This is a genomic window from Ruegeria sp. SCP11 (genome assembly GCF_040329455.1).
Taxonomy (GTDB): Bacteria; Pseudomonadota; Alphaproteobacteria; order Rhodobacterales; family Rhodobacteraceae; genus Ruegeria; species Ruegeria atlantica_E.
On sequence record NZ_JBDZYG010000047.1, the window covers coordinates 1 to 1881 of the forward strand.

General features: G+C 62.5%; 1 protein-coding gene. It reads left to right on the forward strand.

Features of this window, described 5'->3' with window-relative positions:
- Nucleotides 1-106: 106 nt before the first annotated feature.
- Nucleotides 107-1881: sulfoacetaldehyde acetyltransferase (gene xsc, locus ABLN94_RS24545; protein WP_352997334.1), on the forward strand; the 1775-nt coding region annotated here is incomplete at its 3' end.

Genomic DNA, 1881 nt, shown 5'->3' on the forward strand with positions numbered 1-1881 from the left:
CGCACTTCGTTCTGGCCCTAACGTGACGGTGTTGCATGGGTCAAAACCGTAGGCAAGGGCTGGGCAGGTTGCCCGGCCATTCCACATATGCGCGGAGATCATTCACATGAAGATGACGACGGAAGAGGCTTTTGTTAAGGTTCTGCAGATGCACGGTATCGAACATGCGTTCGGTATTATTGGCTCTGCGATGATGCCGATCTCGGATCTGTTCCCGAAGGCGGGCATCATGTTCTGGGACTGTGCCCATGAGGGCAGCGCCGGCATGATGGCCGACGGCTACACCCGCGCCACCGGCAAGATGTCGATGATGATCGCGCAGAACGGCCCCGGCATCACCAACTTTGTGACCGCGGTGAAGACCGCCTACTGGAACCACACCCCGCTGCTGCTGGTCACCCCTCAGGCGGCCAACAAGACCATCGGTCAGGGCGGTTTCCAGGAAGTCGAGCAGATGAAACTGTTCGAGGACATGGTGGCCTATCAGGAAGAGGTCCGCGACCCGTCCCGCGTCTGCGAGGTTCTGAACCGCGTGATCATGCAGGCCAAACGCGCCAGTGCCCCGGCTCAGCTGAACATCCCGCGTGACATGTGGACCCAGGTCATCGACGTCGACCTGCCTGCGGTTGTTGAATTCGAACGCCCCTCGGGCGGCGAAAGCGCCGTGGCACAAGCGGCCGAGCTGCTGTCGAACGCCAAGAACCCGGTCATCCTGAACGGTGCCGGTGTTGTTCTGGCCGAAGGCGGTATCGAAGCGTCGAAAGCGCTGGCCGAGCGTCTGGACGCCCCGGTCTGCGTTGGCTACCAGCACAACGACGCCTTCCCCGGCTCGCACCCACTGTTTGCCGGTCCGCTGGGCTATAACGGCTCGAAAGCCGGTATGGAGCTGATCTCGGAAGCCGACGTGGTTCTGTGCCTCGGCACCCGCCTGAACCCGTTCTCGACCCTGCCGGGCTATGGCATCAACTACTGGCCCGCGGATGCGAAAATCATTCAGGTCGACATCAACCCTGACCGCATCGGCCTGACCAAAGCCGTTACCGTCGGCATCGTGGGTGACGCGGCCAAAGTGGCAAATGGCATCCTGAACCAGCTGAGCGGCACCGCCGGTGATGAAGGTCGTCAGGCTCGCAAAGAGCGCATCGCCCAGAAGAAATCGGCCTGGGCGCAGGAACTGACCTCGATGACCCACGAGGATGACGATCCGGGCACCAGCTGGAACGAGCGCGCCCGCGCCGCCAAGCCCGACTGGATGAGCCCCCGCATGGCGTGGCGTGCGATCCAGGCCGCGCTGCCGAAAGAGGCGATCATCTCCTCCGACATCGGCAACAACTGCGCCATCGGCAACGCCTATCCGGCGTTCGAAGAAGGCCGCAAATACCTGGCACCGGGCCTGTTCGGCCCTTGTGGTTACGGTCTGCCTGCCATCGTTGGTGCGAAAATCGGCCAGCCAAACGTTCCGGTTGTCGGCTTTGCCGGTGACGGTGCCTTCGGCATCGCGGTGAACGAACTGACCGCGATCGGCCGCGAGGAATGGCCCGCCGTGACCCAGATCGTCTTCCGCAACTACCAGTGGGGTGCGGAGAAGCGGAACTCGACCCTGTGGTTCGACGACAACTTCGTGGGCACCGAGCTGGACACCAAAGTGTCTTATGCCGGTATCGCGCAGGCCTGTGGCCTGAAAGGTGTGGTCGCCCGCACCCAGGACGAGCTGACCGCGGCGCTGAACCAGGCGATCGAGGACCAGAAGAACGGCATCACCACGCTGATCGAAGCCCTGATCAACCAGGAACTCGGTGAGCCCTTCCGCCGCGACGCAATGAAAAAACCCGTCGCCGTCGCAGGCATCGACGCCGCAGACATGACACCTCAAACAGAGGC